Genomic DNA, 18,158 nt, shown 5'->3' on the forward strand with positions numbered 1-18,158 from the left:
TTATAATCGAGCCAAATGTTTATTCATAGGGAACGTTATGCATATCAAAGTGGACAACATCAGCAAGCATTACAAAGAAGTGACCGCCGTAAATGGTCTCAGCTTTGAAGTACAACAAGGTGAGGTGTTTGCACTGCTTGGCCCCAATGGTGCCGGTAAATCATCTCTTGTGCGCATGCTTGTAGGCTTTACTCAGGCCGACGAAGGTCAAATCACAATTACAGTCAATGGTGAGCAATACACGTCTATTCCAGCCTCAGAATTAGGCTATTTGCCTGAAGATCGTGGCCTCTATTTAGAGAAATCTTTGGCACAGAACCTGATGTATTTTGCAACGTTACGTGGGGTAGATAAAAAAACAGCCAAAGAGCGCATTGATTATTGGCTCGAACGTTTTGATTTACTCGAGCGAAAAGACGACCAACTTAAAAGCCTGTCTAAAGGAAACCAACAAAAAGTGCAGCTAATCAGTGCTGTATTGCATAAACCACAATTGGTATTACTCGATGAGCCATTCTCAGGACTCGATCCGGTGAACCAAGAAAAGGTTGTGTCGTTTTTAAAAGAATTAAAAGCACAGAATATGACGGTTATTCTGAGCGCACACCAAATGTCGATGGTTGAAAAACTGGCTGACAGAATGTTACTGATGAACCACGGACAAAGTGTGTTGTATGGCACATTGGCAGACATTCAATCACAAGTGGGTGTGGGGAGTGCTTTGAAGGTGACATTCACCCACGCAGTGAATGGAATTGAAGCGAGCAATAAGTTGACGCAATTTGAAGTTGAGCAACTGAATGACACGACTTTGGCAATTCGTGCCGAGCGCGCAGATCAACTTAATCAATTATTAGCGCATTTACCTGAGTTAGGTGATATCGCGTTTATCGATAGCCAAAGAATGGATTTACACCAGCTCTACTTACACGCCATTGAAGCGGATCAAGCAGTACAAAAAGGAGAAGCCGCATGAGTCGATTAAATCAAACCCTGACTGTGGCAAAATGGGAGTTCATGCAATTCTTTAAATGGAAGCAAGAGCTCATTGGCAAATCAATTATGTTGCTGGTGGCGCTAGGTATGTATTTATGGCATAACCAAGTGCTTTATCAGCCTGAGCCGCAGCAAATCGTCTCTAATATTGAATTACAGGGTCTTCAATTAAACGATGACTTTGTGTTTAGAACAGAATCAAAATCGAACGATGCGCTTATTGCTGAAGTCAAAGCGGGCAATATTGACGGTGCATTGATCTTTGCTTCACAGGCGTTACCGCAGCAAGTGACTTTATATTCTCAAGGTAAAATGTCTTGGCAAAATGACTTGCAAGTCCAGTTAAACGACTATGCGCGTTCAAATGTTGCCGCTTCTTTAAATCTTGGCCCAAATCAATTGGCTTTACTTGAACAGCCACTTCAGTTTGAAACAAACTATCTTGATGAAGCAGTCAAAGATGCGATGCAACAATCTTCAATTACCGCTAAAGGATTACTATTTTTGATGGCCGTCGGTGTGTTTATGACTTTCGGCCAAGTGTTTGTTGCAATTACTGGCGAAAAGCAACAGCGAGTAACGGAACAACTTTATTCGTGTATGGATGCCAAAACTTGGATTGAAGGTAAAATCATCGGGCAGGTGTTACATGCAGTGAAAGCCATGACCACGACTGCAATTACTACATTATTAGTTTTTGCATTTACACAGGTTATTTTAAAAGGTAGAGCGCTTGATTTCAGCATTTTCGACTTTACTGTTCTACCTTGGTTTATTGCGTTTGTACTCGTGGGCATTTATATGTGTACGGCATTTATTGCCGCCATTGCCGCAGCGATAGATGACCCAAACCACAGTGGTAAGTCAGCGTTTATGATGATACCTCTGATCCCGATTGTGGCTGGTTTTATGATGATGGACAGTCCAAGTAGCTTGGCTGTGACTGTGTTAAGTTATTTCCCATTAACGGCATTTGTCTTTATGCCAATGAAAATGGCGTTAATTGATGTGGCATTTTGGCAAGTAGCCATTGCCTTCATCAGCTCATTGCTTGGCTGTATTGTTATTCGCAATATGGCGGCACGCATGTTTAAGATGGGGATGACCATGTATGGTAAAGAGCCAGACTTCAAAACCATGATGAAATGGGCTATCGCTGTTAAATCTTAATCGTTACGATAGTAAAAGGCTGAATTTATTCAGCCTTTTTTATTTGTGTTTCTTTATTTGGTTTTTATTAACTGATCTTCTTTTTTCATGCGAAAGTAATTATTTTTATCTAATTTAGGAACTAAAACAGGCATATTTATCTGAAAATCATTATTTAGTAACAATTAGAGTCTTGGCTTGAAGAAAATATTCAACTATTGTTTTTAGTAATATAAACAGCTAAAGAACGAATACCTATGTTTTTTAACTCAAGGAAAGAGCGCGAAATTTCTCAAGCGCTTCAAGTTAAACTTGATCTTCTCTCTCAAACACATGCATTTCTTGAAATAAACAGCTCAGGCACGATCGAAAATGCCAGTGAGTTCTTCTTATCAAAAACGGATTACTCCTTGTTTGATGTAAAAAATCAGAGCTATAAAGCGTTTTTTGATGCTGACTTAAATGAATTACAAAAAGCAGGCAATAATGCGCTTGTTCAAGTGAATTGCAATAACAATCAAGCAAAATGGTTTTCATTGAGTATCAGCTTCAGCAATGAGAGTTTAATTATCTTATCTTTAACTGATGTGGATGCTTACGAACAGCAAAGTGTTGATCAAAAAGGTCAACTCGAAGCAATTGGGCGTTCTCAAGCAGTGATTGAGTTTGATTTGCAAGGATATATTCTCCATGCAAATGAAAATTTTCTTCATGTAATGGGCTACAGTTTAAATGAAGTAATAGGCCAACATCACAGTATGTTTGCTGAACCAGCGTTTGCGCAAAGTGCAGAATATGCCGACTTTTGGGCTGCGTTGAGCCGAGGTGAGTTTAGTTCCGGCGAATATAAGCGCTTAGGTAAAGGCGGAAAAGAAGTTTGGATACAGGCTACTTACAATCCTATTTTTGATAAAAACAATCAGCCTTATAAAGTCGTAAAATATGCTTCAGACATTACTGAGAGTAAGCAGCAAGCTGCTGACTACCAAGGTCAACTAGATGCTATAAGTAAATCTCAGGCAGTTATAGAGTTTAACATGGACGGCACCATCATTACGGCGAATGAAAACTTTTTAGCGGCGATGGGATATGGTTTACATGAAATTCAGGGAAAACATCACAGCATGTTTGCTGAGCCAGATTATGCACAAAGTGAAGATTATCGCGTTTTTTGGGCGCAATTGAATGCAGGCAAGTTTAGTTCTGGTGAATACAAGCGCCTGGCGAAAGGGGGCAGAGAAATTTGGATTCAGGCTTCTTATAACCCGATTTTTGATTTAAATGGCAAGCCATTTAAAGTCGTTAAATACGCCTCAGATATCACTGAGCAAAAGTTGCAAAGTGCCAACTATGAAGGTCAATTACACGCGATCAGTAAGTCTCAAGCGGTCATCGAATTTAATATGGATGGCACCATCATCACAGCCAACGATAATTTTTTATTGACGACAGGGTATCAGCTTGAAGAGATCAAGGGGCAACATCACAGTATGTTTGCTGAGCCTGATTATGCAAGCAGTGTTGAATATAAGCAGTTTTGGCAAAAGTTAAACAATGGCGAATTTGACTCTGGCGAATATAAGCGTTTGGCAAAAGGTGGTCGAGAGATTTGGATCCAAGCGACTTACAACCCGATTTTTGATGCCAGTGGCAGAGTAATAAAAGTTGTTAAGTTTGCCAGTGATATCACAGAACAAAAGCAGCAAAGTGCAAACTTTGCAGGGCAATTGCAAGCGATTGACAAATCTCAAGCCGTGATAGAGTTTAATCTTGATGGTACCATCATTACTGCAAATGAGAATTTTCTTAAAACAACGGGATATGCTCTAGATGAAATCCAAGGGCTGCACCACAGTATTTTTGCAGAGCCTAAATATGCCAGAAGCGACGAGTATGCCCAGTTTTGGCAAAAGTTAAACCAAGGTCTCTACGACAGTGGCGAATATAAACGTTTTGCGAAAGATGGCAGCGAAATTTGGATCCAAGCGTCATACAACCCAATCTTAGACAGTGAAGGGCGACCATACAAGGTTGTTAAATATGCAACTGACATCACTGAAAGAAAGCTGGCTATACGAAGTATTAAACAAGCAATCATTTCATTGGCTGACGGTAAACTTGGACAAAGCATTGATGAAGATTTAGGTGCAGAGTTTAATATCTTGAGAGATGCGATGAATGGTCTAATGCAAAACCTCAATAAAATGGTGATAGACATAACTCAAGCGTCGCAAATGGTAAATAATGGCGCGCAAAATATCGCATCAGGCAATGAAGAGTTAAGTCGTAGAACTGAGAGTCAGGCTGCAAGCTTAGAAGAAACCGCATCGACTATGGAAGAGCTTACCACCACAGTTCAGCAAAATGCTCGCAGTGCTGCAGATGTTTCGCTTCGTGCGGCTGATGCAATGCAAAATGCTGAAGAAGGTGGTGAAACAGTATCTACTGCCGTAAACGCCATGTCAGACATTGAAAACTGCAGTAAGCGCATTTCGGACATTATTGGAGTGATTGATGAAATCGCTTTCCAAACGAACTTATTAGCCTTAAACGCCTCTGTGGAAGCGGCAAGAGCCGGAGAAGCGGGGCGAGGCTTTGCTGTAGTAGCGAGTGAAGTTCGTAACCTTGCTCAGCGCAGTGCCTCTGCGGCGAAAGAGATAAAAATCTTAATTAAAGATAGTAGTGAAGCGGTTCACAATGGCAGTGCTTTGGTTGCTGAGTCTGGGGTGAAATTTAAAGATCTTATCTCTGTTGTCGGTGATGTTAACAAAATGATTGGTGAAATAACTAAGGCTAGCCAAGAACAGTCTGAAGCCATCTCTGCGGTGTCTGCAACGGTTGCACAGCTTGATAACCTAACGCAAAACAATATGCATTTGGTTGCCCAATCGACCAGTGCAAGTAAAGATATGCGTGAGCAGGCAAGCCATTTACTTGATCATGTGTCAAATTTTGAAACAGATCAAAGTCAGTTACTACTTACATCAAATTCAGCGTCTAAAAATACTTATCTAGTGAATACCCTCAGCGCATAAGTGAAAATTAATATCAAGAGAGAAGCAATTTCTCTCTTTATCTCTACTTCGTTTATTTGTTGCGTTCTGTTTAATGATTAAAGTTTGTCACGCAAACAGCTTACTGCTAAAATCCGCAAAAATTTTAATAAGAAACAATAATATGGAAGTTTATTTAAACGACTATTTAGTCAATAGCAGCTTTTTAGTACTGTTTTTATTCACGGTGTTTTCTGCAAAATGGGTGTACAACTTTACGACACCATATTGCACTTTTTCGCAACTTATTGAGCAGAAGAATCGTTCTTTGGCAGTTTCAATTTCAGGCTATTTATTGGCTGTCACTATCATCTATTTATCGGTGCTTAGCGGTCCATCTACTGGGCTCGTTACAGATCTGATTAATGTAGCGATTTATAGCACGTGTGGCATGTTATTACTTGTTTTGTCTCGTGTAATCAATGATAAATTTTTATTGCCTACTTTTTGTAATACAAAGCATTTAATTGAAAAACAAAATTTAGCGACAGGTTTTGTGCAAGCTGCGAGCTATATTAGCAGTGGTTTATTAATCGGAGGCGCTTTATCTGGAGAAGGCTCTTGGTCATCAGCCCTTGTTTTTTATGCACTAGGCCAGTGTCTTTTAGTTGTTTTTGCGAAACTGTATGACATTATCACTCAATTCGATCTTCAGAGTGAGTTAAAAAACCAAAATCTTGCTGCTGGTATTAGTTTTTCTGCGACATTGATCGCGCTGGGTATCATTTTATTTCATGCAATTGCAGGTGAGTTTGTGTCGTGGCAACAAAGTCTGACCTTATTTGCAATCGATAGCGTGATTGCCTTTTTGTGCCTGCCTATCTTCAGATTAGCTTTTGATAAGCTTTTGCTTCCCAGTATATCGCTCGATAAAGTAATTGCAGAAAACAATGTAGCTGTTGCGCTTATTGAGGGCGCGATGGTTATTGGTATTGCGTTGGCAATCTTAATTGCTCTTTAGGAGTTGCCATGTCTATCAATAAACTTTTTGTGATCTCTACGATTACATTTATCTATTGTTGGCTCATGATTGGTCATCTAGACTCACCTGAGCAAATTAAGCCTTTTGCAAGTGGCTCGACTTATTCGAAAAAAGATAAACCTTATAAGTTTAGAGTGCCAAATGACGGGCAAATAATGCTTTTTGAAGTTAAAGGTTCAGTGGCAATGAACTCCTGGAAAAGTATTGATATAGAAATCTACGACGCACAGGGCAATTATTTATTTGCTTATACCGATGAACTATGGGCCGAGTCAGGCAGAGATTCTGATGGTCGTTGGACGGAGTATCATACGCACCTTGAATACAAGCAGCGTTTCCCAAGTAAAGGTGAATATGTTGCATATATTCATGACATGTCTTCTTCTAGAAATGCATACAGTAAATCTTCTTTTAACTTTCGTATTCTCGCACTAAATGGAGATAGTCGAAAACTCAAAGTCATGTTATGGATAAGCGGAGTTATAACTGTGATCTGCCTGCTTATCATCATGCACCGTTATGAAAATGGCTATAGTAGCTTCGAAAGAAAACGAGCTCGACGGATCGCCAAAGAGGCTGCTCTAGGTATGCGCACTGAACCAATGCAAGTAAAGACCGCTATTCTACTTTTTGCAGTGCCAACATTTTTCTTAACATTATGGGCAATGCATGAAGATGATGCTGACATTGATTGGCTAAGTTACTCTCATGGTAAGCGTCATATCTATGTTGATAAGCAACTTCGTGAACACAGTTTAAAAAGTGCCCAGTTTAGAACTGGTTCAGGACGTGGTGGTAAATAGTGATCCGCGAAAGCCATATTCTGCTTTTTAGCATTTTCATCGCTGGTTTATGCTCAATCATATATGAGTTACTTATAGCGACAACTGGGGCTTATTTTTTGGGCGATAGCATCACCCAATTTTCTCTGACTATTGGTATTTACATGGCCTTTATGGGCGTCGGCTCGTATTTATCCCGCTGGGTGTCTGATACTAAGCTGCTTGGCTCATTTATAGGGTTTGAGTTGGTTCTGGCTTTAATAGGGGGCATGAGTGTCCCTATTCTTTATTTCTCTTACGCATTTGATTTGTCATTACAGTTATCTTCGGTGGTGTTAACAGCTCTGATAGGTATATTGATAGGCTTAGAAATTCCTTTGCTTAGTCGCTTAATGGAGAAGCATTACAACTTAAAAACCAATATTTCTAATGTCTTATCTATAGATTACTTCGGGGCCTTATTGGCAACCTTGTTATTTCCTTTCTTACTTTTACCTTGGCTAGGTGTATTTAAAACATCATTGGCTTTTGGCATGATGAATTTAACAATTGCACTTGCCTTACTTTGGTATTTTGCCGAGCATTTGAGCATTGCCCGCAAAAATGTCTTGCGACTGGCACTTACTTTGGTTTCATTGATTTTAGTAGGAACATTCATTTTCAGTAATGAGCTGAATAAGATTTGGAATAATCGTGTTTATGAAGACCATGTCGTTCATTCAGAACAATCCCAGTATCAACAACTGGTTCTGACGCGCTCTAAGAATGACATCCGTTTGTACCTTAATGGCGGTTTACAATTCTCATCGATCGATGAATACCGCTATCATGAGGCTTTGGTACATCCTGCTATGGCAAGGCTACATCAGCCAAAACAGGTCTTGCTCTTAGGAGGGGCTGATGGGTTGGCGGTACGTGAACTGCTTAAGTATGACTCGATAGAGCAGATCACCTTAGTCGACTTGGACCCAGCAGTTGCCAAGCTTGCTCGTGAGAATCACTATGTAAAAGCGCTAAACCAAGATTCACTCAACAGCACCAAAGTTGATGTAATTCATCAGGATGGTTTTGTTTATAGTGCCGAAGATAAAAAAGAATACGATTTAATCTTGATTGATTTACCTGATCCTAAAACAATCAGTTTAGCGAGATTATATAGTAAGCAATTCTACCAACAATTAAAGCGTCGACTTCATCCGCATGGTCTGATGGTGACGCAGGCAACCAGTCCTTTCTTTGCCAGAGATGCATTTTGGTCCATCCATAATACTGCGATTGCCGCAGGTTTTAATAGAGTGGCTCCATATCGTGTTAATGTCCCTTCTTTTGGAGAATGGGGCTTTATAATGGCTTGTAAACATATGTGCCAACAACCGGTTAATCACGATATTGAAAGTCGTTTCTATAAAACAGAGCTAGAAGCCATGTTGTTTACTATTCCTCCTGATTTTGAGAATCAACAACAAGACATTACAACGCTCGATAACCCCAGTGTGCTCTATTATTACTTAAAAGGCTGGAAGTACTGGAATTAGCCACAGAATTTGCTTAATTGAGCGTCTCATAGCTTCGTTAAGCAAATTTTATCTAAAATATTTTATGCTCCCATTCATCCCAAAAAATTAACCATTCACTTAATTTGTACGTGCCAATATTTAGTCGCTAAGTAAAATAAGCGTCAGTTAAACAATAGAAAACATTATGCGCACCATACAATTATCATTAAAAGAAAAATTAATAATGCTCTGTCTGATAGCCATGATCAGTCTAGCTATTAGCCTTTCTGATTGGGTTCTAAGAGGGATGTTACCTTCACTTAAAATACCTATATCAGCACTCAATGCTGTAGTTTGTATGTACTGGTTCCCTATGATGGGCACTTATGTATTGATAAGAAAATACTTGATAGCAAGTTGGTTTGTTCAATTCTTAACTTTTCATAGTCTGATGCTATTGGGGGCACTATGTTTTGGCTTGATAAGGGCTAAGTTGCTACCAGTGTCTATCATCGGCTTGAAAGAGGCAGTTTTAATCAGCTTGCCATGGAGCACAATGATATTTGTTGCAGTTAAATTTTATTTGGCTCAAAAGCATCTCAAATTAGAGCAGCAATTAAGGAAACAAGCAGAAATCAACTTGCTGCACGCTCAATTAAACCCACACTTTCTATTCAATAGTTTGAATACCATAGCGTCATTTGCGCGCACTCAACCAACACGCTGTGAAGACTTAGTACATGATCTGGCATCCGTTTTGCGTTATTCATTGTCGCAATCAGGGTTAAACCAGGCAAATAAACCAACAACTAAGGAAGCCTGGGTCAAGTTGAGTGACGAACTGGTAATCCTAAATAAATGGTGTGATATCGAGCGCAGTCGGTTCGGTGAGAACCTCAATATTTCCTTCGACATTGACGAAGACTTGCTTGATGAAGTTGTGCCTGCCATGCTGCTTCAACCTCTCATAGAAAATGCCATAAAGCATGGTAAGTCGGTGCCGCTGCGTATTTGGATCACAGTACGACGTGACAACCAATATATGCTTTTTAATGTGCGTGATAATGGCATTGGCTTTGCTGAATCTGATTTAGCTAATGCCCACCTTAAAAACACTGATATAAGAGATAAAAGGCTTGAACAAAACAAAGTCGCGCATTTTGGGCTGGAGATCACTCAAGCAAGGTTAGAATTAGAAGCAGGCTCAAGGCTAGAACTCAGCAATTCCCCAGAAGGAGGAGCAAGTGTCGAGTTTAAATTACAAGTAGGGAGTATGGCATGCTAAATATCGCTATTGTTGAGGACGAACTGCCAGCATTAGAAAAGCTCAAAGCCCAGTTAAGCCGAGTATGTACTCACGCTTTGTTGTTTACATGTCAATCAGTAAAGGTATGTTTGGCTTCAAGTGAATTGTCGAAAGTAGATGTGCTTTTTGTCGATATTAATCTGCCTGACGCCAGCGGAGTGAGCTTGGTAAAGTCTCTGAAGCAGCTTGGATTTAAAGGTGAATGTGTTTTTAGCACTGCATATAGTGAATTTGCAGTGGAGGCTTTTACAATCGGTGCCGCCGATTATTTATTGAAGCCTTATACAGACGAGCGTTTATTCTTGGCTTTATCGCGAGTCAACGACAAGCTCAATAACAAAACCTCAGAATTTCAAGAAATGGAAGAATATAGTTTAGTTAGCAAAGTAGGCGATAAGGTGACCTTAGTAAAAGTGTCCGATATTTGTGCAATTAAGTTAGAGCATGGTCAAGCGATTGCGTATGGCTCTGAAGTTTCATATCCGCTTGATCACTCTCTTGATGAATTAATGACTTTATTACCTTCTCAATTTTTGCGAGTTCACCGAAACGGCATTGTGAATATCAAAGAAATCAAACAAATGGACCGCTGGGTAACAGGCGGTTATTTAATCAAGTTTTATCAATCAGAAGTAGAAGTAATCAGTAGCCGAAATGGCGGACGATTACTCAAAGACAAGCTAATGCGATAGCTAATCTAACCATCTAAAATCAATAGGAAAGCTCATGAAAAAAATAATGCCATGTATCTTGGTAGGCCTGCTTGCGGCCTGTTCAAGCCAAAACACGCAAGACGTTAAAACTCAGTTCATCGATGATGGTCAAAAACACCCTTTAGTGATTTTGCTCGGAGGCAGCGATGGAGGCAATACACTTGCAAAACCACAGTGGCAGCCAATTTTTGATAGATTAAATGAAACAGGCATGTCAGTGGCATCACTTGGCTATTTTGGTACAGACAGTACACCCAGTAATGCAGCTGAGTTGTCATTAGAAGAAATAGAAAAGCGTATCTCTTTATTGGCTAATAGCGACAAAATCAACAACAACTGCGTGGCGGTTTTCGGCTTCTCAAAAGGTGCTGAGTTGGCTTTATTGCTGGGTAGTCACTTTGATTCGATTAATCATGTGGTCGCTGTTATGCCAAGCCATGTCACTTGGAATGCAGTGAAAACAGTAACAGACAAATCTAGTTGGACTTTAAAAAACCAGCCATTGGCATATATCAGCGCACCATTGTTTTCTTGGCAAATGCAAAAAGGCAATGTGACAGGCGAGTTTACGCCAGCTTTCGAACAAGCCTTAGGTAAGGCGACAGAGCTTGAAATTGAACAGGCTAGAATACCGATAGATAAAAATAAAGGGCCAGTTTTGCTCGTGTCAGCTAAGCAAGATGAAATTTGGCCGTCTTACGATATGGCGAATGAAGTGATGGAGTATCTTGAAAAGCAAGAGTATGAATACTCTTTCGAGCATATCGCACTGGAAGGGGGGCACTATGGCTTTGATAGACAAACCCTTAATCAGGTTAGCGAATTTTTAAAACAGCATTTAGTAGCTAGTTGTCGGTCATAAAACTCAGATATGAAATTTTATTGAGTTTTCCAAAGCACAAGCATTGTTAATTTCTTTATTCAAGTTTATGTTATAGGAACTGCCAATTGGCAGGGAAACTTTTCATAAGGATAATAAAATGAAATTAAAACTGCATAAAAAAAATCTAAAACAACTCAATAATGATAAGTCACTGGCTATGAATGCAACACCTCAAGTTGCGGGTGGCGCTTTCACTGATAACAATACCGTGTGTGTACCTACGAATCATTGTGCTTGGTTAAACACTGATGCGTTCTTTGGCTGCCCTACAGGCCCAGGCTATTGCTTTAGTACGCCTCAAGAGGCTTGTGTAGATACGCGTATTTAGTATCTCGTAGAAACATAAAGTTCTTGACTGAGGCCGGTACATATCGGCCTTTTTAATTTATAAATTATATTTTTCAATGGCTTAGCTGTAATTTTTGTTCAGACTAAACACATTCTCAATGTGTGTAAGCTAATTTGATTACTAAGGTGTTATAAAGAAGTTTTCAGGAGAAAATCAGCCGAGGGATTTATAGGCCGGTACTAAACCCTCTATTGTATATTAAAGCAGGCTAAAGAGGGTTTAGTTTAAATTAAAACAGTAACTTAACCTTGTTTACCGATGAGAAACTTTGCAATCTCTTCAGCATGCATACGTGCGATATCTTGCATATCACCAATGGCCATAACATTAAAGCTCGAAACTTTTGACTTACCGATTACTTTGCCATTCTCATCTGTGACAGTGACTTCTGAGTCAACGCCATCCTTTCCAGCCAGTATGCCAAACATTGCTCTTGTGAAACCTGATCTCATTCGATAATCAACAATATCTACTGTAATTGAGCTGCCATCATTCTCACTGTAAAAACCTTTGTTTTTTAGTTCCATTTTTAAGTATGATTTGACCGCTTCAGAAAAGTGCTCGGGCGCATCTGGGGCTTTGCTTTTTAACTCTATATTTGCATATTTCATCTGTGCTTGGTTACGAGATTCGATAGCCTGAGAAATCTTAGTTGAGCTTGAACAAGCACTTAGTAATAAACTAAAGAATAGAATTCCTAGTGTTTTTTTCATTTTATTTCCTAATACATTAATTATTATAGTTACTTAAAGTTATAAAATGCTCTTTATTATCGTGAGCTAGGCATAACAAAAGACCCGTTATGATGCCATTGAGTAAAAATTAAGTAAATATTATTTAAGTTGAATGGGAGGGGGGAGCTAAAGTTTTGTTTTAAAGTACAGTCATTTTAGCCTTTCTTTTAAGTGTAAATTCCCTTATGCAGATAGCCTTTTTTAAAATGTTACAAACAAGTTTATTTTAAGGCCCCTAATTTAATTGCCCAAAGTTAAACGCCTTGAGTGAATCAATAGGTAAGAGAAAATGAAAAAAGCAACGGTTATTGGTGCAACAGGGTTAATTGGTAAACACCTTGTTGAAATGTTAGCTCAACAGCCCGAGTATGAAGAAGTAACCGCCATAACGAGAAGAAAGGTAAAGTTCAGCAACTCCAACGTCGAAAATATCGTAGTTGATTTTGCTCACTTAGAGCAATTTAATGATGTATTTAACAGTGATATTTTATTCTCTTGTTTAGGCACCACAAAAAAGCAAGCGGGTTCTATTGAAGCTCAGCGTGTTGTTGACCTTGATTATCAGCTAAAGGCTGCTGAACTTGCTGCAGATAATGGTGTGTCTGAATACTTCTTAGTTTCTTCAAGTGGCGCTAACGCTAAAAGCAAGAGTGCGTATTTACAAATGAAAGGTGAGTTAGAAGACAAAGTGACCGGGCTAAACTTTCAACGTATCTGTATTTTTCAACCATCACTGTTACTTGGAGAGCGAGAAGGCTTTAGGTTTGGAGAAAAGCTTGGTAGTTGGATATTGCCTACACTATGCCACTTACCTTTACTAAAACGCTATAAGCCAATTTTCGGGGAGCAAGTAGCAATAAAAATGTGTCAAGAAAGTTTGAAGTTAAAAACAGGCGTACAACGATTTACGCTAGATGCTTGTTTTCCTGACGAGGTATAAACTTTCCAACTCAAGAGATAAAAATGGCACTTTACTTATCAACCCAACGACTCAATTTAATTGAGTTAAATGCTGAAGCTGTATGTGATAACACATTAATAGCTGCGATCCCAAGCATTTTGACAGAGACCGTTGTGGCAAGCCTGCCGCCTTACTTTCATGGCGTGAGGAATACCGCAGAAGCTAAATCTTGGTTAAGTCAAATGCGCTCAGAGAGCCGGTTTTTTTTAATTAAAGATAAAGGCGATGCATGTTTAGGTTTTGTATTTGTTAGTAATACAGACAAGGCTGAGAAACACATAGGCTACTTACTTGCGCAAGAATATTGGGGTAAAGGCCTTGCAAGTGAGCTATTGCATGCCTTTATAAAGCGCGCAGAGCAAATAGAGTCGTGGCGAAGCCTTGTTGGCGGGGTAGATAAAGGAAATGTTGCTTCTGCTAACTTACTGTTGAAATTGGGTTTTATACCCCAAGAAAATGAACATGAAAACATCGACTTTTTTGAATATGTACTAAATAAGGGTTCATTAAATAGCGTTTAAGTGATTTAATTCAATGTGTTTTAAAAAGGAATTTAAGGGAAGTTAAACAATGAAATGCCCAGCATGCGAAAATGATATAGGCTTTTTTTCAAAGGCCTTGAATAAGTGGGGTAAATATAAAGCCTGTCCCCACTGTCAAACTATAATAGAAGTGGCTATTAACTCGAAATTCCTAGTAATAGGTGTTATCCCATTAATTTTCTTCTTCATATTTGCCCTGAATCCACTCGTATCGCAATTTGGTATGTTCTCAAGTGTGTTGATAGGCATTATCACTGGAGTTTTTATAAGTTTTTCGCTTCAGCTTGAAAAGAAAGAGTAGTTTAAAAGTTAGTTCACTTAAATATTAGCTACTTAGCTTTTTTTTCACTTTCGGGTTCACTTTTTGAGGGGCTTATTTTTTGTTCTTCAATGGTATTTACCTTTTCAGCAACTTGTTTGAAGCTTTTAATCGATTTTATTGCTTCAACATAAAAGATTGTCGCTTCTTCTGATTCATGGTCATAAGTGAACACATAATTCACACTGGTGCCTAATAAAGAGGTATGGATAGGCTTTTCTTGGTCGCTTAAAATAATCGATACCTTTGTGCCTTTACCAGACTTAACTATGCTCGCTTCAATATCTGCAAATGCGAAAATATAAGCAATAACGCATACAGCGACCGTTATAATGGTAAACCGCAAGTTAGTTTTAGGGTTGCTAGGCGCCCAAAGCAAGGCACTTATAAATCGCATAAGTTTTGGCATTGGCGTATCGCCGTATTCTAATTTTTTTCTGGCTCGAAAGCGATTACCTATATCGGCGAAAATTAATACAAAAAGTACAGTGACATAAATTATGACGATGCTTGGGTTTTTTATTGGTGTGGCGAGCATATCTTCGAGCGAGACATACTTAACTATACTGATATCGAATTCACTATAGTAAAGGTGTAAATAGGACATACTGGTTAGCAACAACACCAGATAACAAAAGGTAATACTTAATCCCGAAGATACTCTTATCAATTTGAAGAGTTCTTCGAATAAATACATTTCAGAGAGTTGTTTTAATTTTTCCTGCTTGTTGTCAGAACTACTCAAATCTCATATTCCTTGTATCTCATATAAACCTACCGTAATCGACAATAGCATTTTGCTTTGGGTTAGTCACTGTTCGGCTGGCGCTCAAAAAGTTTGCGCTAGGAGATAAGATCGCCTACTGATTGTCTACAAGGAGATTTGAAGACAGGCCACTCTTTCTATCTAATTTCACACTTAACCGACAAGGTTGATTTTTCGAAAACAAACCGGATTTAGCCTTAAAAGTGAGGCTTGATTTGTCTTCATCTGAACGTTCAATAAATAGCTCTACATCGAGTTTTACATGCTCTATTTGCAAGAATGACAATGGGAATAAGCTTAACAAAGGCGTTTCAATCAGGGTATGTGTGAGCGTTTTATCATCATTGTAAACGGGCATGCTTATGCACACTGTTTTAGCCTCTAACTCTTCCTGTGAATTAATATTTAAGCGGTTCAGTAATGCATGGTATTTGTCTACTTCTGTCATTTGTTGTGCCTGATAGAGTGCACCGGCAAGCTGGTTTAAGAGTGGATCTGCATCACTGATTTTCACTTTTGCGTTATTTAATGAACTGGCCAAAACAATTATCCTGGGATCTGAGAACGTAACGCACGTTCATATCCATCAACCAAATAACGTAAGCCATCTGGGGTTTCCATGGCGGCGATTTTCACTTCCAGTTTCGCCTTGCCGCCATTGCCTAAGTTAGCCCCTTCAGCCGCTAAATCTTGGCTCTTGGCTGTGCGTTTTGGGAAGGATACTTGTAAGTCTTCACCGTTTACGCTGAGTTCCAGTTCAGTGGCAAATTCCATCTCTTTGAGCTCAACCTGAGAGAGGGGTACTAGGGTGATCAAAGGCACATTGACCGTTTGAATACTGGCGCCATCCTTGGTGGTTTTTGGATATTGCACCGCGACCATACGTGGTTTCATGACTTGCACTGGAGGCTCTTCATGGGGTGTTTGTGTCTCAGTACGTGAATTAATCGCAGCTTTTCGGGCATTACCTGATGCTGATTGTTCAGGCTCATCTTCAACAGGTTCAAAAAATTGGTCAATGAGGCCAAGGTTTTTTTGTATTAATGCTTCGCCCGCAGCTGCAGTGGCAGTGTGTATAGTTTGAACAAATTCTTGTAGGTTGATCATATGCAGGTCCAGTTAAAATTTTTCACACAATAGCGATTTAACTTTCTTAAAACTCGGGCAGAACTCGGATCTCAAGACGTAAAATTGCCTGAGTAGAAACCAGTTTTACACGATTGTTCAAATTTAAAAGCCTTTAACCTTATATGCTCATACACAACGAAAGGAAAATACCATGAGTGTAAATCAAGGGCCTGCGCTGCTGTCGATGGCGCAACAATTCAGCGGTTTGCCAATGAAAGACTTAATTGGCGGGCCATTAATGGCGGCTGCGCAGGCCAACCATAAAATGGCGATGACGCAAGTACAGTTTATGTTAGATACTTGCTTCAATAAGGCTGAGAGCAAGTCACAAGACTCTGAGTTTAAAGGTGAGATGCTCGAGCCCATTATGGTGGCGTTAACATTAAAACGCCCAGTGCTCACTACCAGTAATAAAGATGGAGAAATCACCACCACTCAATCATCGGTTGAGTCAGAAATTCATTTGCCATTACTGACCTTACTTCCTTTAAATGCACTCGCTGTTGATGACGTGAACATTCATTTTAATATGGAAGTTAAATCGAGCTTTTCTCATGAGAAAAGCAATGAGCAAAGTCAGTCGGTCGGCGCAGAAGCGTCGTTTACTCAGAAGCTGAATTACGGCTTAGGCTCTACAGAAGTCTCAGGCTCAGTGTCATATTCGAATGAAAGTAAAAATAGTGAGACTGAAAAATATAATAAGAGCAACAAAGCAACTTACGATGTCAAAGTACATGCAGGTCAGTTGCCTTTGCCCGAAGGAGTTGGGGTGATAATTAAAGCGTATACAGACAACATTTCACCTGTGATCATCAGTGGCGATGGGACCAAAGCTGACGCCTCAGGAGGTAAAAGTAACTAATGAGTACAATAATTGATTGTCCATATTGTGAATCAGAAGGGCGTAAAAGCCCTATTGTGATTGAGCCTAATTTATTGCTGCAGGGTAAATCTTTTACATGCAGTTGCTGTAAGAGTGAGCTCTCTTTAAAGCCGCAAAGCGCGAATGTATTTGAACGTGGTTTAAAAGCGTATCAAAACTATCAACATGTGACTGCGTCATTGCAAGATGCAGGTAACACACCGAGTTTGGCTTAATATCTATGCTACCGAGTATATGTCGGTAGCTGTAAGCTCATTTTTTAAACTCAACCATAACCCGACATGAAGTCGGTGCTACCTAAATTTATTTAGTCCCAAAAATTAAATCTCTGTAGCAGCGAATTTACTTCGCGTCTCATCAATACCACTAAGTTAAATATAATCCCCTGATTTTACAACGCATTCCACCGATTAAACACTTATTTAAAACAACATACTAAGGCTGTTTCAAAACACATAAATGAGATTAAAGAGGATATTTATGAAACAGGTTTTATGGTCGTTGTTGTTTGTGACATGCGGGTTGTTTACAGCAAAGATAAATGCAGAAGATCAGCAATTATGGGTGTCGGCAAATAAGACGCTTTTTAAACAAGGGACGGTTTCAAGTTCATTTTACACCGAATTGAGAACTCAAAATGGAGTAGATGACTTGAGCGGTTTTTTTGCCGGGCCCAAGTTGAGTTACAAGCTTAACGAACATGTCAAAGTAGCAACCGCGGGTAAGTTCATCCGCTTGTATAACACCGCAGGTGATGACCAGTTACAACGTTTAGAACTAGAAGCGTCGTTTTCATCAGGAAAGCTCGCCAGTGGCTGGCGTTTTGGTTTACGCAATCGCGTTGAATATATTGAAAAAGACAGCGAAACCAATGGTCGCTATCGTATTAGAGTAAGTGCAGATAAAGATGCATCACTCGCTCATATTAAGCGCTTTCACATTCGCCAAGAGTGGATTTTAGATGAAGACTATCAGCTTACTGAATACCGCCTTGTACCTTTTGCTTTCACTTTAAAAGATGCTTTGATGGGCGCACAAGTCAGCTACTTGTTAAGACGAAAAAGTAAAACCGGAGAATACAGCCATGTATTAGGTTTGGCTTGGCAGTTTTAAGGA

Annotated in this window: 20 protein-coding genes; 16 read left to right on the forward strand and 4 right to left on the reverse strand. The window is 39.5% G+C overall.

The genetic code is table 11. The features are described from left to right. Positions 1–37: 37 nt before the first annotated feature. The 10 genes from ACXAC4_RS05200 (at position 38) to ACXAC4_RS05245 (ending at position 11,688) form a co-directional block, all read left to right on the forward strand. Complete coding sequence (locus ACXAC4_RS05200; RefSeq protein ID WP_349285785.1) at positions 38–976, forward strand: ABC transporter ATP-binding protein; 939 nt, start codon at positions 38–40, stop codon at positions 974–976. Further along, positions 973–2,166: an ABC transporter permease gene (locus ACXAC4_RS05205; RefSeq protein WP_475159548.1), complete on the forward strand. Its 1,194-nt coding sequence runs from the start codon at positions 973–975 to the stop codon at positions 2,164–2,166. Before ACXAC4_RS05200 ends, ACXAC4_RS05205 begins: the two co-directional genes overlap by 4 nt. Before the next feature lie 236 nt (positions 2,167–2,402). Continuing rightward, on the forward strand, positions 2,403–5,180 hold the full coding sequence (locus ACXAC4_RS05210) for a methyl-accepting chemotaxis protein (RefSeq protein ID WP_475159550.1): 2,778 nt from the start codon (positions 2,403–2,405) through the stop codon (positions 5,178–5,180). Between the two features lie 142 nt (positions 5,181–5,322). Next, entirely contained in the window at positions 5,323–6,159 is an 837-nt protein-coding gene (locus ACXAC4_RS05215) for a DUF350 domain-containing protein (protein ID WP_475159552.1), read from the forward strand. An 8-nt stretch (positions 6,160–6,167) separates the two neighbouring features. After that, positions 6,168–6,983: a hypothetical protein gene (locus ACXAC4_RS05220; RefSeq protein ID WP_475159554.1), complete on the forward strand. Its 816-nt coding sequence runs from the start codon at positions 6,168–6,170 to the stop codon at positions 6,981–6,983. After that, positions 6,983–8,497, forward strand: coding sequence for a polyamine aminopropyltransferase (locus ACXAC4_RS05225; protein WP_475159556.1), 1,515 nt, complete (start codon positions 6,983–6,985; stop codon positions 8,495–8,497). The genes ACXAC4_RS05220 and ACXAC4_RS05225 overlap by 1 nt, the downstream gene beginning before the upstream one ends. Before the next feature lie 205 nt (positions 8,498–8,702). Continuing rightward, entirely contained in the window at positions 8,703–9,743 is a 1,041-nt protein-coding gene (locus ACXAC4_RS05230; RefSeq protein WP_475159557.1) for a sensor histidine kinase, read from the forward strand. Next, entirely contained in the window at positions 9,737–10,456 is a 720-nt protein-coding gene (locus ACXAC4_RS05235; RefSeq protein ID WP_475159559.1) for a LytR/AlgR family response regulator transcription factor, read from the forward strand. The genes ACXAC4_RS05230 and ACXAC4_RS05235 overlap by 7 nt, the downstream gene beginning before the upstream one ends. Before the next feature lie 34 nt (positions 10,457–10,490). After that, on the forward strand, positions 10,491–11,339 hold the full coding sequence (locus ACXAC4_RS05240) for an acyl-CoA thioester hydrolase/BAAT C-terminal domain-containing protein (protein ID WP_475159562.1): 849 nt from the start codon (positions 10,491–10,493) through the stop codon (positions 11,337–11,339). Between the two features lie 118 nt (positions 11,340–11,457). Then, positions 11,458–11,688 (forward strand): hypothetical protein, encoded by a 231-nt coding sequence (locus ACXAC4_RS05245; RefSeq protein WP_475159564.1) that lies wholly within the window; start codon positions 11,458–11,460, stop codon positions 11,686–11,688. Between the two features lie 263 nt (positions 11,689–11,951). On the opposite strand, the gene ACXAC4_RS05250 is transcribed toward ACXAC4_RS05245, so the two are convergent. Further along, positions 11,952–12,422, reverse strand: coding sequence for a DUF4410 domain-containing protein (locus ACXAC4_RS05250; RefSeq protein ID WP_475159565.1), 471 nt, complete (start codon positions 12,420–12,422; stop codon positions 11,952–11,954). 310 nt (positions 12,423–12,732) lie between these two features. On the opposite strand from ACXAC4_RS05250, the gene ACXAC4_RS05255 reads away from it, so the two are divergent. The 3 genes from ACXAC4_RS05255 to ACXAC4_RS05265 are packed head-to-tail and all read left to right on the forward strand — an operon-like array spanning position 12,733 to position 14,247. After that, positions 12,733–13,383, forward strand: coding sequence for an NAD(P)H-binding protein (locus ACXAC4_RS05255; protein ID WP_475159567.1), 651 nt, complete (start codon positions 12,733–12,735; stop codon positions 13,381–13,383). A 23-nt stretch (positions 13,384–13,406) separates the two neighbouring features. Beyond that, entirely contained in the window at positions 13,407–13,925 is a 519-nt protein-coding gene (locus ACXAC4_RS05260) for a GNAT family N-acetyltransferase (RefSeq protein WP_475159570.1), read from the forward strand. Between the two features lie 49 nt (positions 13,926–13,974). After that, a complete protein-coding gene (locus ACXAC4_RS05265; protein WP_475159571.1) occupies positions 13,975–14,247 on the forward strand; it encodes a hypothetical protein in 273 nt (90 codons plus the stop codon). A gap of 28 nt (positions 14,248–14,275) precedes the next feature. On the opposite strand, the gene ACXAC4_RS05270 is transcribed toward ACXAC4_RS05265, so the two are convergent. From ACXAC4_RS05270 to ACXAC4_RS05280, 3 genes are all read right to left on the reverse strand, one after another. Further along, complete coding sequence (locus ACXAC4_RS05270; protein ID WP_475159573.1) at positions 14,276–15,010, reverse strand: hypothetical protein; 735 nt, start codon at positions 15,008–15,010, stop codon at positions 14,276–14,278. A 115-nt stretch (positions 15,011–15,125) separates the two neighbouring features. Continuing rightward, entirely contained in the window at positions 15,126–15,572 is a 447-nt protein-coding gene (locus tag ACXAC4_RS05275) for a DUF2589 domain-containing protein (RefSeq protein ID WP_475159574.1), read from the reverse strand. Between the two features lie 5 nt (positions 15,573–15,577). After that, positions 15,578–16,138, reverse strand: a complete 561-nt coding sequence (locus ACXAC4_RS05280; protein WP_349285800.1) for a DUF2589 domain-containing protein — start codon at positions 16,136–16,138, stop codon at positions 15,578–15,580. 172 nt (positions 16,139–16,310) lie between these two features. On the opposite strand from ACXAC4_RS05280, the gene ACXAC4_RS05285 reads away from it, so the two are divergent. The 3 genes from ACXAC4_RS05285 (at position 16,311) to ACXAC4_RS05295 (ending at position 18,155) form a co-directional block, all read left to right on the forward strand. Then, positions 16,311–17,021 carry a DUF2589 domain-containing protein gene (locus ACXAC4_RS05285; protein ID WP_349285801.1) on the forward strand — a complete coding sequence of 237 codons (711 nt, stop codon included), beginning with the start codon at positions 16,311–16,313 and terminating at the stop codon, positions 17,019–17,021. Beyond that, positions 17,021–17,257 carry a hypothetical protein gene (locus ACXAC4_RS05290; protein ID WP_349285802.1) on the forward strand — a complete coding sequence of 79 codons (237 nt, stop codon included), beginning with the start codon at positions 17,021–17,023 and terminating at the stop codon, positions 17,255–17,257. Before ACXAC4_RS05285 ends, ACXAC4_RS05290 begins: the two co-directional genes overlap by 1 nt. Before the next feature lie 265 nt (positions 17,258–17,522). Beyond that, a complete protein-coding gene (locus ACXAC4_RS05295) occupies positions 17,523–18,155 on the forward strand; it encodes a DUF2490 domain-containing protein (RefSeq protein WP_475159577.1) in 633 nt (210 codons plus the stop codon). Positions 18,156–18,158: the final 3 nt, after the last annotated feature.

The organism is Pseudoalteromonas sp. AWM4_233 (genome assembly GCF_056158285.1).

Coding starts and splice junctions, on each gene's coding strand:
- ACXAC4_RS05230 (WP_475159557.1), top strand. CDS start 8,703: ATGCTCTGTCTGATAGCCATGATCAGTCTAGCTATTAGCCTTTCTGAT.
- ACXAC4_RS05255 (WP_475159567.1), top strand. CDS start 12,733: ATGAAAAAAGCAACGGTTATTGGTGCAACAGGGTTAATTGGTAAACAC.
- ACXAC4_RS05210 (WP_475159550.1), top strand. CDS start 2,403: ATGTTTTTTAACTCAAGGAAAGAGCGCGAAATTTCTCAAGCGCTTCAA.
- ACXAC4_RS05265 (WP_475159571.1), top strand. CDS start 13,975: ATGAAATGCCCAGCATGCGAAAATGATATAGGCTTTTTTTCAAAGGCC.
- ACXAC4_RS05205 (WP_475159548.1), top strand. CDS start 973: ATGAGTCGATTAAATCAAACCCTGACTGTGGCAAAATGGGAGTTCATG.
- ACXAC4_RS05200 (WP_349285785.1), top strand. CDS start 38: ATGCATATCAAAGTGGACAACATCAGCAAGCATTACAAAGAAGTGACC.
- ACXAC4_RS05235 (WP_475159559.1), top strand. CDS start 9,737: ATGCTAAATATCGCTATTGTTGAGGACGAACTGCCAGCATTAGAAAAG.
- ACXAC4_RS05240 (WP_475159562.1), top strand. CDS start 10,491: ATGAAAAAAATAATGCCATGTATCTTGGTAGGCCTGCTTGCGGCCTGT.
- ACXAC4_RS05250 (WP_475159565.1), bottom strand. CDS start 12,422: ATGAAAAAAACACTAGGAATTCTATTCTTTAGTTTATTACTAAGTGCT.
- ACXAC4_RS05245 (WP_475159564.1), top strand. CDS start 11,458: ATGAAATTAAAACTGCATAAAAAAAATCTAAAACAACTCAATAATGAT.
- ACXAC4_RS05290 (WP_349285802.1), top strand. CDS start 17,021: ATGAGTACAATAATTGATTGTCCATATTGTGAATCAGAAGGGCGTAAA.
- ACXAC4_RS05215 (WP_475159552.1), top strand. CDS start 5,323: ATGGAAGTTTATTTAAACGACTATTTAGTCAATAGCAGCTTTTTAGTA.
- ACXAC4_RS05280 (WP_349285800.1), bottom strand. CDS start 16,138: ATGATCAACCTACAAGAATTTGTTCAAACTATACACACTGCCACTGCA.
- ACXAC4_RS05220 (WP_475159554.1), top strand. CDS start 6,168: ATGTCTATCAATAAACTTTTTGTGATCTCTACGATTACATTTATCTAT.
- ACXAC4_RS05260 (WP_475159570.1), top strand. CDS start 13,407: ATGGCACTTTACTTATCAACCCAACGACTCAATTTAATTGAGTTAAAT.
- ACXAC4_RS05295 (WP_475159577.1), top strand. CDS start 17,523: ATGAAACAGGTTTTATGGTCGTTGTTGTTTGTGACATGCGGGTTGTTT.
- ACXAC4_RS05285 (WP_349285801.1), top strand. CDS start 16,311: ATGAGTGTAAATCAAGGGCCTGCGCTGCTGTCGATGGCGCAACAATTC.